Source organism: Pseudomonas sp. RL, from assembly GCF_000647775.1.
GTDB lineage: Bacteria > Pseudomonadota > Gammaproteobacteria > Pseudomonadales > Pseudomonadaceae > Serpens > Serpens flexibilis.
Genome location: NZ_JBOY01000046.1, coordinates 1 through 16,438 on the forward strand (window position 1 = coordinate 1; position 16,438 = coordinate 16,438).

Sequence of the window (16,438 nt, forward strand, 5' to 3'; positions counted from 1 at the left end):
ACAGCGCCAATCCGCCGCTACGCTGAGAGGACCGCCCCGCCGAAAAGGAAACCCGGTGCGCCTACTCCTGCTGCTCGGCCTGCTGAGCCTGGCCGGCTGTACCAGCCTCGCCGAACCGCCCCGCACCAGCCAGGCGCTGCAGCCCGGCGACTCGCCGCTGTCCGAGCGGCTGGCCCGGGAGGCGACCAGCCAGCCACGCGGGCATTCCGGCTTCTACCTGCTGGCCGCCAGCGACGACGCCTTTCGCGCCCGCGCCGAGCTGATCCGCGCTGCGCGCAGCAGCCTGGACCTGCAGTACTACATCTTCCACGACGGCCTGAGCACCGGCCTGCTGGTGCAGGAACTGCTGGCCGCGGCCGACCGCGGCGTGCGGGTGCGCATCCTGCTCGATGACCTGACCAGCGACGGCCGCGACTACGAGATCGCCGTGCTGGCTGCGCATCCGAACATCGAGGTGCGCGTGTTCAATCCGTTGCACGTGGGGCGCACCACCGGCCCCACGCGCCTGCTCGGCCGGCTGTTCAACCTCAACCGCCAGCACCGGCGCATGCACAACAAGCTGTGGCTGACTGACAGCAGCCTGGCCATCGTGGGCGGGCGCAACCTGGGCGACGAGTATTTCGATGCCGAGCCCTACCTGAACTTCACCGACATCGACCTGCTGGCCGGCGGCCCGGTGGCCGCGCAGCTGGCGGTGAGCTTTGACCAGTACTGGAACCACCGGCTGAGCGTGCCGCTCAAGCACTTCCTGCGCCGCGAGCCGGAGGCGCCGCAACTCGTCAAGGCGCGGAAGCGGCTGGCCAACGACATCGCCCGGGCCCGCCAGCAGGACCCACAGCGCTACGCACGCCTGGTGGACTACCGCCACGCGCCGCAGCTGGGAAACTGGCTGAAGGCCCTCACCTGGGCCCACGGCCTGGCGTTGTGGGATGCGCCGAACAAGCTGCTGGCCCAGGCCGAGCCGGATCCCGAATGGCTGTTGATCACCCAGCTGGAGCCCCACCTGCAGGACATGCGTGAGGAGCTGCTGCTGGTGTCCTCCTATTTCATTCCGGCGCGGCAGGGGCTGCTCAACCTGAGTCAGACGGCCCGGGCCGGCGTGGATGTGCGCCTGCTGACCAATTCGCTGGAAGCCACCGATGTGCCCATCGTCCACGGCGCCTATGCGCCCTACCGGCGCAGTCTGCTCAAGGCTGGCATCCAGCTATGGGAGCTGCGGCGCCAGCCCGACGAGGAAAGCAGCTACAGCTTCGGCGGCTCGTCGGAGTCCAGCCTGCACAGCAAGGCGCTGGTCATCGACCGGCGCAAGGTGTTCATCGGCTCGTTCAACTTCGATCCGCGCTCGGTGCTGTGGAACACCGAGGTCGGGGTGCTGGTCGACAGCCCGGCGCTGGCCGAACAGGTGCGCGAGCTGTTGCTGGAGGGTATGAGCCACGGTGTGAGCTACCAGGTGGCCTTCGACGGCGACCGACTGGTCTGGCTGGCCACCGACGAGGATGGCGAGCTGAAAACATTGCGCCGCGAGCCCGGCAGCCTGTGGCGCCACCTGCACGCCTGGCTGGCGCGCCGGCTGGGGCTGGAGAAGATGCTGTAGCTGTGATTGGCGGATCGTGTGCCGGTCAGCGCCGTGCCGCCCGCCCTGCCGCGCCGCGTGGCGCGCTTGGTGGATCGGTGGAGCGCGATCCACCCTACAGTGCGACAGGCGTAGGGTGGACAACGCCGTTCTTGTCCACCATCGCGCCGGCACGGCGCGGCGGGGCGCGGGCTGCTACAGCTTGATCCAGGTCGCCTTCAACTCGGTGTACTTGTCGAAAGCGTGCAGCGACTTGTCTCGGCCATTGCCGGACTGCTTGAAGCCGCCGAACGGCGCGGTCATGTCGCCGCCGTCGTACTGGTTCACCCACACGCTGCCGGCGCGCAGCGCCTTGGCCACCCGATGGGCGCGCGACAGGTTGCTGGTCCATACACCCGCCGCCAGGCCATAGGGCGTGTCGTTGGCGATCCGCACCGCCTCCTCGTCGCTGTCGAAGCCGAGCACCGAGAGCACCGGCCCGAAGATTTCCTCGCGGGCGATCTTCATGGCGTTGTCCACGCCGTCGAACAGGGTCGGCGCCACGTAGGTGCCACCGCTGTCCTCCAGCAGCCGCTGGCCGCCGCATAGCAGCTTCGCGCCGTCCCGATGCCCGGCCTCGATGTAGCCGAGCACGGTTTCCATCTGCTGCTTGTCCACCAGGGCGCCGACCTTGGTGGCCGGGTCCAGCGGGTGCCCCACCTGCCAGGTCTTGAGGGCCTCCACCACCCGGGCGACAAAGTCGTCCTTGATGCTGTTTTCCACCAGCAGGCGCGAGCCGGCGGTACACACCTCGCCCTGGTTGTAGGCGATGGCGCTGGCGGCCGCCTCGGCCGCGGCCTGCAGGTCCGGCGCATCGGCAAAGACGATGTTCGGGCTCTTGCCGCCGGCCTCCAGCCAGACGCGTTTCATGTTGGACTCGCCGGCGTAGATCATCAGTTGCTTGGCGATGCGCGTGGAGCCGGTGAACACCAGGCAATCCACCTCCATGTGCAGGGCCAGCGCCTTGCCGACGGTGTGGCCATAACCGGGCAGCACGTTGAACACCCCGGAGGGAATGCCGGCCTCGACCGCCAGCTGCGCGACGCGGATCGCGGTGAGCGGCGACTTCTCCGACGGCTTGAGCACCACCGAGTTGCCGGCGGCCAGCGCCGGACCGAGCTTCCAGCAGGCCATCAGCAGCGGGAAGTTCCAGGGCACGATGGCCGCCACCACGCCGATCGGCTCGCGGGTGACCAGCCCCAGCTCGTCGTGGGGGGTGGCCGCCACCTCGTCGTAGAGCTTGTCGATCGCCTCGCCGCTCCAGCGGATCGCCCGTGCGGCGGCGGGAATGTCCACCTTCAGCGCGTCCGTGATCGGCTTGCCCATGTCCAGGGTTTCCAGCAGCGCCAGCTCCTCGCGATGCGCCTCGAGCTGTTCGGCGAAGCGGATCATCACCTGCTTGCGCTTGACCGGCGCCAGCCGCGACCAGACGCCGGACTCGAAGCGCTCGCGCGCCACCTGCACAGCCAGTTCGGCATCCGCCACCCCGCAGCTGGCCACCTGGCCGAGGCTGCGCCCGTCGATCGGGCTCTGGCAGTCGAAGGTGTCGCCCTCCACCGCCGCGCGGTAGTGGCCGTCGATGAAGGCACGCGTCTCGATGCGCAGCTCGCGGGCGCGACGCTCCCAGTCCTGGCGGGTCTGGCTCATGGCAGGTTCCTCTGAAGGGATTACGGCCTCGAACCCTACGCAGAGGGAGCGGCCTTTTCAATATTTTTGACGCAACCGTCTATGCGTGTGTTTTATCAAACGATTCAGCCTAGCCGCCCGCTTTGGCAGTAACGCCTCTGCCGACCAGCGGCACGCTCGGGTAACCTGTCGGCCGTCCGCCTTGCCGTATCAGGATCATTCATGCGCCGCTACCGCTCCGACACCCGTTTCGATCAAGCCCAGAGCATCGCCGAACTGGAACACATGGCCCGCTGTCGGCTGCCGAACTTCGCCTGGGAGTACCTGGCCGGCGGCGCCGAGGAAGAAATCACCCTGCGCCGCAACCGCCAGGCGTTTGCCGACATCGGCTTGCTCCCCTCGACGCTGATTTCCTGCGCCGAGCTGGACACCTCCCGCCCGCTGTTCGGCACCACCCGGCCGCTGCCGCTGGCCATCGGCCCGACCGGCTTCAACGGCATGCTGCACAAGGACGCCGACATCGCCCTGGCCCGCGCCGCCCGTGACAAGGGTGTGCCATTCAGCCTGAGCACCGTGTCCAGCAACTCGCTGGAGGAAGTGGCCGCCGCCGTGCCGGATGGCGAGCTGTGGTTCCAGCTTTACTGGCTCAATGACGCCGACGTACAGGAAGACCTGCTGCGCCGCGCCGAGGCCGCCGGGGTGCGCACCCTGCTACTGACCAGCGACGCGGTGCTGATCGGCAACCGCGAGTGGGATCGGCGCAATTTCGCCCGCCCGCTGCAACTCACCTGGCGAAACAAGTTCGACGTACTGCGCCATCCGGGCTGGATTCGCCAGGCGCTGTGGCCGCAGGGCATGCCGAAGATGGGCAACCTGCTGCCCTACCTGCCGGCCGACGCCAGCAACACCGCCGGCGCCGCGCATTTCATGGCCCACAAGATGGAGATGGGCTTGTGCTGGGACAGCCTGGCGCAACTGCGCAAGCGCTGGCCGCATCGACTGATCCTCAAGGGCGTGCAGACCGCCGCCGACGCCCGACGCTGCATGGAAATGGGCCTGGACGGCATCGTGGTCACCAACCATGGCGGGCGCCAGCTGGACGGCGCGCCGGCGACCATCGACTGCCTGCCGGCGATTGCCGAGGCGGTACGCGGCCAACTGACCGTCCTGCTGGACAGCGGTATCCGCCGCGGCAGCGACATCGCCAAGGCCTGCGCGCTGGGCGCCGACGCCGTGCTGCTGGGTCGCGCCACCTTGTTCGGCGTGGCGGTCGGCGGCCAGGCCGGGGCGGCGCATGCACTGAACCTGCTGGAGCAGGAACTGCGCCGCGTGCTGGGGCTGGTGGGTACGCCCAGGCTGGCGGAGCTGGATCGCAGCAAGTTGCTGGCGTTGCGGTCGGTATTGGTGGGCTGAACGGCCCGTTGCGGCGGATTGGTGGCCAATGCGAGGCATTGACCACCCCACGATTGCCCATGCCGTCCGTTGGCCACCGGTTGGCCGCAACGGCGGGGAGGAGTTCAACGCAGTTGGCCGCCGAAAAGGGCGCCCCTGATGCAAAAATCCCAGGCATGAAAAAGCCCGCCGAAGCGGGCTCTTTCAGCGAAAGCCGATCAATTACTTGATCTTGGCTTCCTTGTACATCACGTGCTTGCGCACAACCGGATCGAACTTCTTGATTTCGATCTTGTCGGGAGTGGTGCGCTTGTTCTTGTCGGTGGTGTAGAAGTGGCCGGTACCGGCGCTGGACACCAAACGGATCAGTTCACGCATGACAGTCTCCTTATACCTTCTCGCCGCGAGCGCGCAGTTCAGCCAGAACTGCGTCGATGCCGCGCTTGTCGATGATGCGCATGCCCTTGGCGGAAACACGCAGACGCACGAAACGCTTCTCGGACTCGACCCAGAAACGGTGGTGCTGCAGGTTCGGCAGGAAACGACGACGGGTTTTGTTGTTAGCGTGGGAAATGTTGTTCCCGGTTACCGGACCCTTACCGGTAACTTGACAGACTCTCGACATGCCTCAGCCCTCTATAAACCACATGCCCAACCCGGCATGGGTTGGCCGCTTGATCTCTGCTTCTTTTGACGCGCTGGGCGCCAGATTCGCCGGGGTCGTTCGGCGGCCACTGCGCGAGCAGGAACCGGGCCCCCAGAAAAGAGCGCTGCTTTATACCAGAAGGTCTAGTGGCTCGCAAGAATTGCCATGGCGTGCCACACACGGCGAACCCTCACATCCAGCCCCGCTCGGCCATCGACAGCGGCTCGCCGTCACCCACGATGAAGTGGTCCAGCACCCGCACATCCACCAGCGCCAGCGACTCCTTGAGACGCTCTGTCAGCACCCGGTCCGCCTGGCTCGGCTCGGCTACGCCGGACGGATGGTTGTGGGTGAGGATCAGCGCGGCGGCATTATGCACCAGCGCACGCTTGACCACCTGTCGGGGATAGACGCGTCGATGGTGCCGCGAAACAGCGCCTCGTAGGCGAGCACCCGATGTTTCGCATCCAGGAACAGGCAACCGAACACCTCGTGCTGCTCGTGGCGCAGCTGCGCCTTGAGGTAGTCGCGCACCGCCTGCGGGCTCTCCAGCGCCGAGTCGCGGCGCAAACGCTCCGCCAGATGCCGGCGCGACATCTCCAGCACGGCCTGCAGCTGCGCGTACTTGGCCGGCCCCAGGCCCAGATGGGCGCTGAAGCTGGGCAGATCCGCCTCCAGCAGGGCCCGTAAACTGCCGAACTCGCTGAGCAGGTGCCGCGCCAGATCGACTGCGCTGCGCCCGGCCACGCCGGTGCGCAGGAAAATGGCCAGCAGTTCGGCATCCGACAGCGCCGCCGGTCCCTGTTCCAACAGTTTTTCCCGTGGCCGCTCGGCCGCCGGCCAGTTGCGAATGCTCATGACGTCTCCTTGTCGTCGTGGGGGGGAAATCCGTATTCCCGGCTGGAAAAAACGCGCCGCTAACCGCTCCGAAGCCCCCCGAGGGCTGTGCTATCGTAGCCCACCGCATGCGCGGCAGCGTGCCGCGTCCCCCTCTCCTTATCCCTCTATAAAAGGCAGGCTATGCAGCGGTTGTATCGGAAACGCATCGTCCTGGGTGTGGGCGGCGGCATTGCCGCCTATAAAAGTGCCGAACTGGTACGCAGGCTCCGCGACCAGGGCGCCGAAGTGCGCGTGGTGATGACCCAGGGTGGCCGTGAGTTCATCACTCCGCTGACCCTGCAGGCGCTGTCCGGGCACCCGGTGCATCTGGACCTGCTCGACGCCGCTGCCGAAGCGGCCATGGGCCACATCGAACTGGCGCGCTGGGCCGACCTGGTGCTGATCGCCCCGGCCACCGCCGACCTGATGGCGCGCCTGGCCCAGGGCATCGCCAACGACCTGCTGACCACCCTGGTGCTGGCCACCGACGCCCAGGTGGCGCTGGCGCCGGCCATGAACCAGGCCATGTGGCGCGACCCGGCCACCCAGGCCAACGCCGAACTGCTCCAGCAGCGCGGCATTCGCCTGTTCGGCCCCGGCGCCGGCAGCCAGGCCTGCGGCGACATCGGCATGGGCCGCATGCTGGAAGCCGACGATCTGGCGCAACGGGCCGCCGACTGCTTCCAGCGCAACGTGCTGGATGGCGTGCGCCTGCTGATCACCGCCGGGCCGACCCAGGAAAACATCGACCCGGTGCGCTACATCACCAACCACAGCTCCGGAAAGATGGGCTTCGCCCTCGCCGAAGCGGCGGTGGAGGCCGGCGCCCAGGTGACGCTGGTCAGCGGTCCGGTGTTCCTGCCCACCCCGGACCGCGTGCAGCGCATCGACGTGGTCAGCGCCCGTGACATGCTGGCCGCCTGCGAAGCCAGCATGCCGGCCGATATCCTGATCGCCGCCGCCGCCGTGGCCGATTACCGCCCGGAAGTGGTGGCCGCGCACAAGCTCAAGAAAGACCCCAACAGTGGCGATGGCCTGTACCTGCAGATGGTGCGCAACCCGGACATCCTGGCCACCCTGGCCGGCCGGCCGGATCGCCCGTTCAGCGTCGGCTTTGCCGCCGAGACCGAGAACCTGCTCGAATACGCCTCGGGCAAGCTCAAGGCCAAGAACCTCGACCTGATCGTCGCCAACGACGTCGCCAACCCCAGCATCGGCTTCAACAGCGAAGAGAACGCTATCACCGTTATCGACCGCCAACTGCGGCAGACCGCCTTCGCCCAGACCAGCAAGGGCAAGATCGCCCGCCAGCTGATCGCCTTCATCGCCGACCGCTACCAAACCCGCTGAGACCTTCATGCACGCCCTGCAAGCCAAGATCCTCGATCCCCGCCTGGGCAGCGACTTCCCGCTGCCCAGCTACGCCACCCCCGGCTCCGCCGGCCTCGACCTGCGCGCCATGCTCCAGGACGACCTCACCCTGGAGCCCGGCCAGACCGTGCTGATTCCCACCGGCCTCGCCATCCACATCGCCGATCCCGGCCTGGCCGCATTGATCCTGCCGCGCTCGGGCCTGGGCCATAAGCACGGCATCGTGCTGGGGAACCTGGTCGGGCTGATCGACTCGGACTACCAGGGCGAGCTGATGGTTTCCTGCTGGAACCGCGGCAACGACAGTTTCACCCTCAAGGTCGGCGAGCGCCTGGCCCAGCTGGTGCTGGTGCCGGTGGTCCAGGCCCATTTCGAGCTGGTCAACGAATTCAACAACAGTGAACGCGGCGCGGGTGGTTTCGGCCATTCCGGCAGCCATTGAAAGGAACTCGACATGCAAGCACCCAACCTTCCGGCCAGCATCTTCCGCGCCTATGACGTGCGCGGCATCGTCGGCCAGACCCTGAACGCCGAAACCGCCTACTGGCTGGGCCGCGCCGTCGGTTCGGAAAGCCTGGCCAAGGGCGAGCCGCGCGTGGCCGTGGCCCGCGACGGTCGCCTGTCCGGCCCCGAGCTGCTCGACGCGCTGATCCGCGGCCTGGTGGATTGCGGCTGCCAGGTCAGCAACCTGGGCATGGTGCCGACTCCGGTGCTGTATTTCGCGACCAACACCCTGCCCGGCCGCACCGGCATCATGATCACCGGCAGCCACAACCCGCCGGACTACAACGGTTTCAAGATCGTGGTGGCCGGCGACACCCTGGCCAACGAGCAGATCACCGCCCTCAAGACCCGTATCGACAGCGGTGACCTGGCCAGCGGCCAGGGCCGCGTGGAAGAGGTCGACATCCTGCCGGCCTATGTGGACTACATCCGCAACGATGTGAAGCTGGCGCGCCCGATGAAGGTGGTGATCGACTGCGGCAATGGCGTCGGCGGCGTGGTGGCGCAGGAATTGTTCGAAGCCATCGGCTGCACCGTCATCCCGCTGTTCTGCGAGGTGGACGGCACCTTCCCCAACCACCACCCGGACCCGAGCCATCGGGAAAACGTGGAAGACCTGATCGCGCGCGTACGCGCCGAACAGGCCGACCTGGGCCTGGCATTCGACGGCGACGCCGACCGCGTGGGGGTCATCACCGAGCGGGGCAACATGATCTTCGCCGACCGCCTGCTGATGCTGTTCGCCCGTGACGTGCTGTCGCGCAACCCCGGCGCGGAAGTCATCTACGACGTGAAGTGCACCCGCCATGTGGCCGCGCAGGTGCGCAGCCACGGCGGCCAGCCGCGCATGTGGAAGACCGGCCACTCGCTGATCAAGAAGAAGATGCGCGAAACCGGCGCCCTGCTGGGCGGCGAGATGAGCGGCCACATGTTCCTCAAGGAACGCTGGTTCGGCTTCGACGACGGCCTGTACAACGGTGCCCGTCTGGTGGAGGTCCTCAGCCATCAGGCGCAGGCGGCCGATGAACTGTTCGCCGGCTTCCCGGGCGATCTGGCCACGCCGGAGATCAACGTGAAGGTCACCGACGAGAGCAAGTTCGGCATCATTTCCGCCCTGCAGGCCGAGTCCGACTGGGGCGCCGACGCCGATGTGGCCACCCTGGACGGCGTGCGCGTGGATTACCCGCGCGGCTGGGGCCTGGTGCGCGCCTCGAACACCACGCCGGTGCTGGTGTTGCGCTTCGAGGCGGAGAACGCCGAGGAACTGGCGCGCATCCAGGCGGTGTTCCGCGAACGCCTGCAACGCGTCGCCCCCGACCTGACGCTGCCTTTCTGAGGCGGCGTCGCTGACTTTTCCCGACACCCTGGCGTCTAATTGCCGTTATTCGCCCCCTACCCTGATTGGTTCCATCGGAGTTCCGCATGCTCAGCCGTGATGATGCCGCCCAAGTCGCCAAGGTCCTGTCCGAGGCGCTGCCCTACATTCGCCGCTTCGTCGGCAAGACGCTGGTGATCAAGTACGGCGGCAACGCCATGGAAAGCGACGAGCTGAAGACCGGCTTCGCCCGCGACATCGTGCTGATGAAGGCGGTGGGCATCAATCCGGTGGTGGTGCACGGCGGCGGCCCGCAGATCGGCGACCTGCTCAAGCGCCTGTCCATCGAGAGCCACTTCATCGACGGCATGCGCGTCACCGACAGCGCCACCATGGACGTGGTGGAAATGGTGCTCGGCGGCCAGGTGAACAAGGACATCGTCAACCTGATCAACCGCCACGGCGGCCAGGCCCTCGGCCTGACCGGCAAGGACGCGAACCTGATTCGCGCCCGCAAGCTGAAGGTCAGCCGCCAGACCCCGGAAATGACCCAGCCGGAAATCATCGACATCGGCCAGGTCGGCGAGGTGGAAAGCATCAATGCAGAGCTGATCACCCGCCTGGTGAACGGCAACTTCATCCCGGTGATCGCGCCGATCGGCGTGGGCAAGGACGGCGAGTCCTACAACATCAACGCCGACCTGGTGGCCGGCAAGGTGGCCGAGGCGCTGAAGGCCGAGAAGCTGATGCTGCTGACCAACATCGCCGGCCTGATGGACAAGTCGGGCAAGGTGCTGACCGGCCTGTCCACCGAGCAGGTGGATGCGCTGATCGCCGACGGCACCATCTACGGCGGCATGCTGCCGAAGATCCGCTGCGCCCTGGAAGCGGTGCAGGGCGGCGTGAACAGCGCGCACATCATCGATGGTCGCGTACCCAACGCCGTGCTGCTGGAGATCTTCACCGACACCGGTGTGGGCACGCTGATCACCAATAACCGTCCCGCCTGAGGCGGTCGGAATGCAAAAAGGGGAGCCCGAGGGCTCCCCTTTTTCATGTGGACCGTGAGAGCGCATTCATTCGCGAGCCTTTGGCTTCGGCCTGCACCGAAACGCCTAGTAGGGTGGACAACGTTTTTCATTGTCCACCAACGCGCCGGCACGGCGCCGATCGCCCTACATTACGCGCCCAGGCTGCGGAACGATTCCACCAGCGCCGGCACGCCCGGGAACATGCCGATAGCCGCCATTACGCCGCAGAGTACGGCAAACATCACCAGCGGGATGATCCAGCGCTGCAGATGGCCCAGGCCCTGGCCGCGCTCCTTGTCGCCAATCAGCCCGAGGTTGTCGAGCAGCACGGTCAGCGACCAGCCGAACACCGGGTTCACCAGCGCCGAGGAGAAGATCACGATGGCCGCCGACTGCGAGGTCTTGCCCTCGCGGGTCATCTGCATGCCGGCTTCCAGCAGCGGCAGGAACACGCCGACCATCAGCGCCACGCTGAGCACCGGCGGCCAGATCGCCAGGTCCATCGGGTAGCCCCACAGCGCCGCCACCACGCACAGCAGGCCGGTGAGGATCGCCCCGGCCGGGATGGGCCGCTTGGCGATGGCCGCCGGCACCATGTAGGTGCCCCAGGACGAGGCCAGGTTGCCGCCGCCCAGCGCGGTGCCGACCGCCTGGCGCGCGGCGGCGACGCACATGGTGTCGTCGATGTTCATCAACACCTTCTGCGCCTTGTGGGGGTAGTTCAGCTGCTGGAAGATGCGGTGGCCGAGGAAGTCCGGCGACCACATGGCCACCGCCAGCACGGCGAACGGCGCCACGGCGACGAAATGCTCCAGCTGCGGCAGGCCGAGCTGCCAGCCGCTGTTCTCGCCCCACCAGTACATGGGGTTGAGGTTGGGAATGCCCGGTTCGGTATGGAATTCGAACGGCGCGCCCAGGGCGAAGGCGATCAGCGCCGCCATCGCGCAACCCAGCGGAATCGCCAGCCAGCGCGCGCGCAGGTGTTCTAGGTAGGCATACAGCACGATGGTGGCCAGCACCACCACGAAAGCCAGGTAGCCCATGTCGAAGCCATTGGCCCAGGCGAACAGCGACTTGATCTGCGAGGTCATGCCGATGAAGCCCAGGTAGAGCAGCAGGCCACCACACACGCCGTCGCTGGTCAGCCTCGCCAGCAGGCTGCCGCCGCGCAGCACACCGAGCAGAAAGCCCAGCACGCCGACCATGATGCCCAGCGCCATGGGGTGGCCGCCGGAGGCGACGATCAGCGGAATCAGGGGAATCAGCGGCCCGTGGGTGCCGGCCAGGTTGGCGGTGGGAATCAGGAAGCCGGAGAACAGCACCACGAACAGCAGCGCGGCGATCAGCATCTCGTAGCGCACGTTCTCGATGACGAAGTCGTTGGACAGGCCCAGCGGTCCGGCGAAGGCGGCGACCACCGCGGCGACCATGACGATCTTGCCGATGGTGGCGGCCATCGCCGGCACCCAGTCTTCGTACTCGAAGCGGTAGTCGCGGAAGGGCAGGTTGGGCCGCCAGCGCCGCGGCGCCATGATGGTCAGCTCGTGCTCCAGGTAGTCCGCCCGCCGGGCGAACGCCTTGCTGGGTTTGTGGAGCGCCTGATAGCTCTGGGTCTTGTCGTTCATATCGGAGTCCGCGCGCATACAAAAAGCGCGCGCAAGGTACAGGTCGTGGCGGCAATCCTCGCCCCGACCATTACCCTATTGTGAGCGGACGGCGTTTTTTGCTAGCGCCGCCACCCTAACCGCGTTGCGCGCCCCTGTAGCGGGGAGTGAGGGCTCTTGCGCTTGGAAGCGCACGGCGCCGGGACGCGCGCCCCGGCACCGGCATTTCGGACGAGCGGACGCGCGTCCGATGACAAGCAGCCTGCTCAGACGCCGTATTGCGCGCGGTAGGCTTCCACCGCCGGCAGGTACTGTTTGAGCTGGGCATCGCCGGCCAGGTATTCGAGCACCTGCTCCAGCGAAACGATGCTGACCACCGGCATGCCGAAGTCGCGTTCCACTTCCTGGATCGCCGACAGCTCGCCCTGGCCGCGCTCCTGGCGGTTGAGGGCGATCAGCACGCCGGCCGGCGTAGCGCCCTGGGCCTTGATGATCTGCATGACCTCGCGAATGGCGGTGCCGGCGGTGATCACGTCGTCGATGATCAGTACGCGGCCCTGCAGCGGCGCACCCACCAGGGTGCCGCCTTCGCCATGGTCCTTGGCTTCCTTGCGGTTGAAGCACCAGGGCAGATCACGGTCGTGTTGCTCGGCCAGCGCCACGGCGGTGGCCGCCGCCAGGGGGATGCCCTTGTAGGCCGGCCCGAACAGCACGTCGAAGGCCAGGCCGCTGTCGACCACGGCCTCGGCGTAGAACCGCCCCAGCTGGGCCAGCGCGGCGCCGCTGTTGAACAGCCCGGCATTGAAGAAGTAGGGGCTGGTGCGCCCGGACTTGAGGGTGAACTCGCCGAAACGCAGAACACCGCGCTCGATGGCAAAACGAATGAAGTCGCGCTGATACGCCTGCATGAGGAAATCCGAAGTTGGCCGGTTGCAAACGCGCGGCATGATACACCCGCGCCGCGCCCGCCGCATTTGCAGGCGCCGGCTGCGCTCCGGCGTCAGGCAGTGATAAGATTCGCGGCATCTTGCCGACCGGCTCACGAAGCCGGTTTTCTGTGAACACCTGAACCGCTTATCCAGCGGTTCCCCGGGGCCGGAATCCGTTTCCGCTCGCCCCCGCCCTACCTATTGGGATACCTATGCGGATCATCAACCTGAACGTGAATGGCATTCAGGCAGCCGCCGAACGTGGCCTGCTCAGCTGGCTGCAGGCCCAGAATGCAGACGTGATCTGCCTGCAGGACACGCGCGCCTCCGCCTACGAGCTCGAAGACCCGGCCTTCCAGCTGGATGGCTACTACCTGTACGCCGCCGAAGCGGAAGTGCCCAGCCAGGGTGGCGTGGCGATCTATTCGCGCCTGCAGCCCAAGGCGGTGATCAGCGGCCTGGGCTTCGAGCTGTGCGACCGCTACGGACGCTACCTGCAGGCGGACTTCGACAAGCTGAGCATCGCCAGCCTGCTGCTGCCCAGCGGGCATGGCGGCGACGAGCAGCTGAACCAGAAGTTCAAGTTCATGGAAGACTTCGCCCATTACCTCGACAAGCAGCGCCGCAAGCGCCGCGAGTACCTGTATTGCGGCTCGCTGTTCCTGGCGCACCAGAAGCTGGACGTGAAGAACTGGCGCGACTGCCAGCAGCTGCCCGGTTTCCTGCCGCCCGAGCGCGCCTGGATGGACCAGGTGCTGGGCACCATGGGCTATGTGGACGCACTGCGCGAGGTCAGCCGCGAGGGCGATCTGTACAGCTGGTGGCCGGACAGCGAGCAGGCCGAGACGCTCAACCTTGGTTGGCGCCTGGACTACCAGCTGCTGACTCCCGGCATGCGCCGCTTCGTGCGTACCGCCAAGCTGCCGCGCCAGCCGCGCTTCTCCCAGCATGCGCCGCTGACCGTCGATTACGACTGGCTACTGAGCGTCTGAGCCTCAGCCCACCTGAAACGCCGCCTGTTCATGCGGCGTTTTTTCTGGATTTCATCTATTCCGAAACTGCGTTTCGCCTGGCGGACTCCATTCAAGCTGAACATTGCTCGGCCGATATCGCCCACAAATGCGGCGAAAAGCTGGCGCCAAGAATAATTCTCCAGCTCTGCCCTTCCGCCGATACCCCGGAACTCTGGAGATTCGAATGTTGAACTGGTTTGGAAACCTGAGCGTGAGTCGCAAGCTGGGACTGGGCTTTGGCCTCGTGCTGATATTCACCCTGGCCCTGGCGCTGATCGGCTGGAACAGCCTGAGCAATATGATCCACCGCAGCGACCGCATGGTGCTGGTTACCGACCTCGGCGCCGCCACCAACCGGGTGCAGATCAGCCGCCTGGAGTACATGCTCACCGACGGCGACGAGCAGGCGGCACGCACCGCGCAGGCCGACCTGAAGGCGCTGCGCGACCTTTACGAACGCTTCCTGAAAATCGCTGTTTCCCCTTCTGACATCCGGCTGCTCAAGGACATGACCAACGAGATCACCGGCTATCAGCAGGCTCTGGAACAGATGCTGGCCGCCGTCGCCAGCACCCAGTCCGCACGGCGGGACATGATTGCCCAAGGCAACCTGGTGGTTGGTCGCATCAATGCGGTGCGTGCCCGCATCGATGAGCAGGAGTCCGCTGATCAGCGCGCCCGCCTGTTCCAGGCATTCACGGGTTTCAACGATCAGATGCTGGTGACCCGCTACGAGGTGCGTGGTTTCATGATGACCGGTTCGGCCGATCGCGAGCGCACCCTGGACAACCAGATGAAGACCACGTTGGCCTCCCTCGAACAGATCGAGCCGTTATTCGTGCGCCTATTCCCCACCGACCTGCAGCAACTCAAGAGCGCACTGCAGGGTTACTTCGCCTCGCTGGACGACTACAAGCGTAGCCTGCGCGCCATGAAGGAGATCGGCCCGCGCATGACTGAGCATGCCAACGGACTGTTGCACCTGACCGAGCAGTTGCAACAGAACCAGATGGTCCATCGTGACAACGACAGCAATCAGGCACGCCTGCTGCAAATCAGCGGCGCGCTGGGTGCGCTGCTGCTCAGCCTGCTTGCGGCCGTGGTGATCACCCGCCAGATCACCCAACCCCTGCAGGAGACCCTGGAGATCGCCCGCCGCATCGCCGACGGCGATCTGACCAGCGATGCCAGCATTACCCGCCGTGACGAGCTGGGTGTCCTGCAGCAGGGTATCCAGGACATGGCCGGCACGCTGCGCGAGCTGATCGGTCGTATTCGCGACAGCGCCACGCAGATTGCCAGCTCCGCCGAGGAATTGTCGGTGGTAACCGAGCAGACCAGCACCGGCGTCGGCAAACAGAAGACCGAGACCGATCAGGTGGCCACCGCGATGCACGAGATGTCCGCCACCGTGCAGGACGTGGCGCGCAACGCCGAACTGGCGGCCAGGGCAGCCAACGAAGCGGACAACCAGGCCCGCGACGGCGACCGGGTGGTCAACGAGGTCGTCGCGCAGATCGAGCGCCTGGCCGGCGAGGTCAATCGTTCGACCGAGGCCATGGCCCAGCTGGAGCATGAAAGCAACAAGATCGGCAGCGTCATGGACGTGATCAAGGCGGTCGCCGAGCAGACCAACCTGCTGGCACTCAACGCCGCCATCGAGGCCGCGCGGGCTGGTGAAGCCGGACGCGGCTTCGCCGTGGTCGCCGACGAGGTGCGCACCCTGGCGCAGCGCACCCAGCAGTCCACCGAGGAGATCGAGGAGCTGGTCGCCGGCCTGCAGAACGGTACGCAGCGGGTCGCCAGCAGCCTGCACAGCAGCCACAGCCTGGCCGGCAGCAGCGTGGAGCTGACCCGCAAGGCCGGTGCCGCGCTGGGCAGCATCAACAAGGGTGTCTCCAATATCCAGTCGATGAACCAGCAGATTGCCGCCGCCGCGGAGCAGCAGAGCGTGGTGGCCGAGCAGATCAGCCGCAGCGTGATCAGCGTGCGCGACGTGACCGAGCAAACCACCGTCGCCTCGCAGGAAATCGCCAAGTCGAGTACCGAGCTGGCGCGCCTGGGCAACCAGCTGACCGCGATGGTCAGCCGCTTCCGCATCTGATCGCACGCCGACACTCTGGAAAAACGCCGCGCCCCTCGGAGCGCGGCGTTTTTCATTCACAGCCTGCTCACAGGTCCTCGGTCAGCAGGGCCTCGGGCGCATAGCGGCGGACCGATTCGCAGCCCTGTTCGGCGCTGGCCAGGCTGGCGTACATCTGGCTCTGGCCGACCACCTGGCCGTTGCTGGCCTTGAGCACGAAGTAGTGCTTGCCGTTGCTGCTCTCCTTCACTTCGAACGCGCCGTCGCGCTTGGCGTTGCGGCGCACCGAATCGATGCCGTTGAGCGCCGAGTCGCGTGCCTTGTACTGTTCGCTGGAGAGGATGACCTGGCCGTTGCTGGCCAGCAGATTGAAGTGGAACTGGCCATTGCTGACCTTCTTCAGATGGAACTTGCCGGGCGGCATGGCGACACC

General features: G+C 66.5%; 13 protein-coding genes and 2 pseudogenes. 8 read left to right on the forward strand and 7 right to left on the reverse strand.

Annotation, left to right across the window (positions count from 1 at the left end):
• The first annotated feature begins 55 nt into the window (after positions 1-55).
• The gene (locus AS93_RS0108305) at positions 56-1,594 is read left to right on the forward strand and encodes a phospholipase D family protein (RefSeq protein WP_027590187.1); all 1,539 of its coding nucleotides are present in this window, start codon (positions 56-58) and stop codon (positions 1,592-1,594) included.
• Positions 1,595-1,768: 174 nt separating this feature from the next.
• On the opposite strand, the gene AS93_RS0108310 is transcribed toward AS93_RS0108305, so the two are convergent.
• Positions 1,769-3,259 carry an aldehyde dehydrogenase gene (locus tag AS93_RS0108310; protein WP_027590188.1) on the reverse strand — a complete coding sequence of 497 codons (1,491 nt, stop codon included), beginning with the start codon at positions 3,257-3,259 and terminating at the stop codon, positions 1,769-1,771.
• Positions 3,260-3,460: 201 nt separating this feature from the next.
• Between AS93_RS0108310 and AS93_RS0108315 the strand changes: the two genes are divergently transcribed.
• Entirely contained in the window at positions 3,461-4,651 is a 1,191-nt protein-coding gene (locus tag AS93_RS0108315) for an alpha-hydroxy acid oxidase (protein ID WP_027590189.1), read from the forward strand.
• A 201-nt stretch (positions 4,652-4,852) separates the two neighbouring features.
• On the opposite strand, the gene rpmG is transcribed toward AS93_RS0108315, so the two are convergent.
• From rpmG to radC, 3 genes and pseudogenes are all read right to left on the reverse strand, one after another.
• A complete protein-coding gene (rpmG, locus tag AS93_RS0108320; RefSeq protein ID WP_003464575.1) occupies positions 4,853-5,008 on the reverse strand; it encodes a 50S ribosomal protein L33 in 156 nt (51 codons plus the stop codon).
• Between the two features lie 10 nt (positions 5,009-5,018).
• Complete coding sequence (gene rpmB / locus AS93_RS0108325; protein WP_027590190.1) at positions 5,019-5,255, reverse strand: 50S ribosomal protein L28; 237 nt, start codon at positions 5,253-5,255, stop codon at positions 5,019-5,021.
• A 211-nt stretch (positions 5,256-5,466) separates the two neighbouring features.
• A pseudogene (gene radC / locus AS93_RS18980) lies at positions 5,467-6,134 on the reverse strand (DNA repair protein RadC).
• 162 nt (positions 6,135-6,296) lie between these two features.
• On the opposite strand from radC, the gene coaBC reads away from it, so the two are divergent.
• The 4 genes and pseudogenes from coaBC to argB all read left to right on the forward strand — a co-directional run bounded on the left by coaBC (position 6,297) and on the right by argB (position 10,355).
• Positions 6,297-7,505 (forward strand): bifunctional phosphopantothenoylcysteine decarboxylase/phosphopantothenate--cysteine ligase CoaBC, encoded by a 1,209-nt coding sequence (gene coaBC, locus AS93_RS0108335; RefSeq protein ID WP_027590191.1) that lies wholly within the window; start codon positions 6,297-6,299, stop codon positions 7,503-7,505.
• 7 nt (positions 7,506-7,512) lie between these two features.
• A complete protein-coding gene (dut, locus tag AS93_RS0108340; protein WP_027590192.1) occupies positions 7,513-7,968 on the forward strand; it encodes a dUTP diphosphatase in 456 nt (151 codons plus the stop codon).
• Between the two features lie 15 nt (positions 7,969-7,983).
• Positions 7,984-9,366 (forward strand): annotated as a pseudogene (locus AS93_RS0108345) (phosphomannomutase/phosphoglucomutase); the annotation flags it as partial.
• 86 nt (positions 9,367-9,452) lie between these two features.
• A complete protein-coding gene (gene argB, locus AS93_RS0108350) occupies positions 9,453-10,355 on the forward strand; it encodes an acetylglutamate kinase (RefSeq protein ID WP_037008744.1) in 903 nt (300 codons plus the stop codon).
• Between the two features lie 170 nt (positions 10,356-10,525).
• Here argB and AS93_RS0108355 read toward each other — a convergent pair whose 3' ends face one another.
• Together AS93_RS0108355 and pyrE are read right to left on the reverse strand one after the other, a co-directional pair.
• Complete coding sequence (locus AS93_RS0108355) at positions 10,526-12,001, reverse strand: DUF3360 family protein (RefSeq protein ID WP_081798257.1); 1,476 nt, start codon at positions 11,999-12,001, stop codon at positions 10,526-10,528.
• A 245-nt stretch (positions 12,002-12,246) separates the two neighbouring features.
• Complete coding sequence (pyrE, locus tag AS93_RS0108360) at positions 12,247-12,888, reverse strand: orotate phosphoribosyltransferase (protein WP_027590196.1); 642 nt, start codon at positions 12,886-12,888, stop codon at positions 12,247-12,249.
• A gap of 233 nt (positions 12,889-13,121) precedes the next feature.
• Here pyrE and AS93_RS0108365 point away from each other — a divergent pair, with 233 nt between their 5' ends.
• Positions 13,122-13,901 (forward strand): exodeoxyribonuclease III, encoded by a 780-nt coding sequence (locus AS93_RS0108365; protein ID WP_027590197.1) that lies wholly within the window; start codon positions 13,122-13,124, stop codon positions 13,899-13,901.
• Between the two features lie 205 nt (positions 13,902-14,106).
• On the forward strand, positions 14,107-16,026 hold the full coding sequence (locus tag AS93_RS0108370; protein WP_027590198.1) for a methyl-accepting chemotaxis protein: 1,920 nt from the start codon (positions 14,107-14,109) through the stop codon (positions 16,024-16,026).
• Between the two features lie 67 nt (positions 16,027-16,093).
• Here the strand turns inward: AS93_RS0108370 and AS93_RS0108375 are convergent, their stop codons facing one another.
• The gene (locus tag AS93_RS0108375; RefSeq protein WP_027590199.1) at positions 16,094-16,429 is read right to left on the reverse strand and encodes a YegP family protein; all 336 of its coding nucleotides are present in this window, start codon (positions 16,427-16,429) and stop codon (positions 16,094-16,096) included.
• Positions 16,430-16,438 lie beyond the last annotated feature (9 nt).